The sequence below is a fragment of the Bryocella elongata genome, from assembly GCF_900108185.1.
GTDB classification, from domain to species: Bacteria; Acidobacteriota; Terriglobia; order Terriglobales; family Acidobacteriaceae; genus Granulicella; species Granulicella elongata.
In genome coordinates, this window is sequence record NZ_FNVA01000016.1 from 1 (window position 1) to 3,400 (window position 3,400).

3 protein-coding genes are annotated in these 3,400 nt (G+C 59.7%); all 3 read left to right on the forward strand.

From position 1 onward, the window contains the following. Positions 1-126: 126 nt before the first annotated feature. The 3 genes from C4S68_RS22825 (at position 127) to C4S68_RS22835 (ending at position 3,309) form a co-directional block, all read left to right on the forward strand. On the forward strand, positions 127-1,374 hold the full coding sequence (locus C4S68_RS22825) for a tyrosine-type recombinase/integrase (protein ID WP_103935436.1): 1,248 nt from the start codon (positions 127-129) through the stop codon (positions 1,372-1,374). Positions 1,375-1,745: 371 nt separating this feature from the next. After that, positions 1,746-2,306 carry a tyrosine-type recombinase/integrase gene (locus tag C4S68_RS23325; RefSeq protein WP_160115298.1) on the forward strand — a complete coding sequence of 187 codons (561 nt, stop codon included), beginning with the start codon at positions 1,746-1,748 and terminating at the stop codon, positions 2,304-2,306. Further along, positions 2,299-3,309: a tyrosine-type recombinase/integrase gene (locus C4S68_RS22835; RefSeq protein WP_103935438.1), complete on the forward strand. Its 1,011-nt coding sequence runs from the start codon at positions 2,299-2,301 to the stop codon at positions 3,307-3,309. Before C4S68_RS23325 ends, C4S68_RS22835 begins: the two co-directional genes overlap by 8 nt. Positions 3,310-3,400 lie beyond the last annotated feature (91 nt).

Here is a 3,400-nt window from a genome sequence, read left to right on the forward strand (position 1 = left end):
GATTATGTTGTCCTCGCGGTTATGTGACGTTCAGCGGTTGAGACCCTGTGAACGCTGGGGATGGCGGTTTTGAAGACAACATAAGTCGAAGGGCTAGCATGAGCCGGGATCAAGGAGACCCCGATCATGCTGGATACGCTGTTGGAACTTCCGTTTGCACTCAACCGTCACCGCGACGCTCCGTTACTGGAGGAGCGGTTGGCTTTTCTGAAGTATTTGCAGGAACGAGGGACAAGCCGCGTAGCGCTGCGGAATGTGTCTGGGCAGATGTTGCATGTCATCGATCTGCTCAAGCTGAAAACGCTGCGAGATGTCGAGCTGGGCGAGGTCAAGGAGGCCGCACGGCGTTGGGGGGAACAGCAGCGAGCAAATGCCAAGGCCCGCAGCTATGTTCGGACCCAGAGCTACTTCGAGTATGTGGCGAAGAATTGGCTGCGCTTTGCGGGCAGGCTGAAGTCGACTCCCACGCCACGCCCATGGTTCACGGATCACCTTGAGGACTTCGCTCGGTGGATGACGGAGGAGCAGGGGCTATCGCCGCTGTCGGTGCGCTCGCATCAATGGAAGGCTTCGCGCTTCCTGACGTGGTTAGCTGGAAAGCATCCTAGTCTGGCGAGTGTGCGGCTTCAGGATGTGGATGAGTTCCTGATCCTGCAGGGCAGTACCCGTTGGAACCGGACATCGGTGACGGTGGCCGCACAGGCACTGCGCTCCTTCTTCCGTCATGCCGAGCGGCGCGGATGGTGTAAATGCGGCATCGCGGAAGGGATCGCAGCCCCCCGGAGATACGTCCATGAGGGACTACCGGAAGGGCCGACGTGGACGGAAGTGCAGCGGTTGCTCGCAGGCATCCAGGGCAAGAGCGCCTCCGCGCTCCGTGCAAGAGCGATCCTGTCGTTGTTCGCGATCTATGGGTTGCGCAGCGGCGAAGTGTCGCGTCTCCTGCTGAGCGACTTCGACTGGTCGGCGGAGACGTTCGCGGTGACGCACTCCAAGCGCGGCGGAACGCAGCGATACCCTCTGCAGAACGAGGTGGGCGAAGCGATCCTGGAGTACATCACCAAGGCCCGGCCGCGCACCGACTGTCGGCATCTGTTCGTGACGCTTCATATGCCTCATCGGCGTGTCGAGACTTCGAGCTTATGGAGGCTGACAAGCCATCGGCTCAAGGCAGCGGGGATACTCTGCCGACGAAACGGACCGCACAGTCTGCGTCATGCCTGCGCGACGCATCTGCTACAGGAGGGCTTGTCGCTGAAGGAGATCGGCGACCTGCTGGGGCATCGGAGCGCGATGTCCACGGGCATCTATGCCAAGGTCGATATCACCATGTTGCGGCGTGTGGCGGACTTCGATCTGGGAGGTCTGCTATGAAACTATCTGCAGCGATCGATCTATACATCGCAAAGCGTCAGGCGATGGGCGAAAAGTTTTATAGCCCAGCCGCTGTGCTCCGCGCCTTGTCGCGTAGTCATGGGGAGATAGAACTCTCCTCTCTTACGCCGGACCAGATGTCATCCTTCCTGGCTGGCCCACGTACTGGCCCTGCAACTTGGCGGCACAAGTACGGCACGTTGCGGGTCTTCTTCAAGCACTGGCGCGTGCGAGAAGAGTTGCGCATGGCACCACTACCGCCACCGGCCCCGAAGTATACAACCAGCTTCGTTCCCTATATTTACTCTGTCTCTGAGTTGCGGCTGTTGCTCTCTGCCGTTCCTTGCTGCCAGCGGAGAGATGAGTGCCTTATGTCGGCATCCACGTTCCGTGCTCTGCTGCTTCTGCTCTACGGCACGGGGATGCGCATCGGTGAAGCGCTGCGGTTGTGTGGTGGCGATGTCGATCTCGGCAATGGCATCCTCACCGTTCGGGGAACGAAGTTCTATAAGTCACGCCTGGTTCCGCTTGGAGCGGATGTTCACGCACATCTGCGGGCGTATCTTGCGTTGCCGGGGAGAGTGGATCGCAACGATCAACCGCTCTTCCAATCCCGCTTACACAAGCAGGTTCCACGTCAGGTGGTTGAAAAGCGCTTCCGGATCTTGTGCAATCTCGCGGGCGTTCGCCGGGACGAGAGCAGCCCCTATCAGCCCCGCATCCACGATCTCCGGCACACCTTCGCGGTCCACCGGCTGACGGAGTGGTATCGAAAGGGTGACGATGCACAGGCTCTGCTTCCTGCTCTGTCGACCTATCTCGGTCATGTTGAGTTGCACTCAACGCAACGTTATCTGACGATGACGCCGGAGCTTCTGGGAGAGGCGAACCGTCGCTTCGAACGCTATGTATGCGGAGGCAGCGATGAATGATAAACGTACTCTCGGCCCCTGGGTGCGGCGCTTCCTGCTGGAGCATCTGCCCGATGATCGCAACCTGTCTCGGAACACACAGCAGAGCTATCGGGATGCGTTGCGTCTTCTGATCGTGTTCGCGGCAGGCAAGGTGCGGAAGAAGGCGGACAGGCTTCTCATCGCCGACATCGATGCCGATCTTGTTCGGGTCTTCCTGCGCCATCTCGAAGAGGAACGTGGATGCACGATCTCCACTCGCAATCAACGGCTGGCGGCCTGCCATGCGTTCGCTGCCTTCGTCGGACAGCGCAGCCCGGAGGATCTCGCCTGGTCGGCACAACTGCGGTCGGTGGAGTTCAAACGCACGACACGCGTTGCTGTCGGCTATCTCGACAAACACGAAATCGATGCTCTGCTGGCCGCACCCGACCGCACGACGAAGGCTGGGCATAGGGACCATGTACTGCTACTGTTCCTCTACAACTCCGGAGCGCGTGCCGATGAGGCCGCGCAACTGGAGATAGGCGATATGACCCTGTGTGGCACCGGCAGCGGCACTCTGTCGTCGGTGCGCTTGAAAGGCAAAGGAAATAAAGTCCGCCTCTGTCCGCTGTGGGCTTCCACCGTCGTTGCACTGCGCGAGCTTACACGCGGGCGGGAGGATCATGAGCGCGTGTTCCTGAGCCGTACGGCCAAGCCGCTGACACGCTTCGGCGTGCATGACATCGTCACACGCCATGCACGAACTGCGACCACATCCGTCCCCGAAATGCAAAAGAAGAAAATCGGCCCGCACACCATCCGCCACACCACCGCAACCCACCTACTCCGCGCCGGAGTGGACATCAACACCATCCGCGCGTGGCTTGGACACGTCTCACTCGACACCACCAATGTCTACGCCGAGACCGACCTCGATATGAAAGCAAAAGCGCTCGGCATGTGTGAACAAAACCAACCAACCGGAAGGAAACGCTGGCGGGACAATCCTGACCTGCTCACCTTCCTCGCCCAACTCTAGCCCAGCTTATGTGACGTTGGGCAACGCCAATCCCCAGCGTTCATAAGACCTCAGCGGCTGAACGTCACATAACTGCGAAGACAACATAATC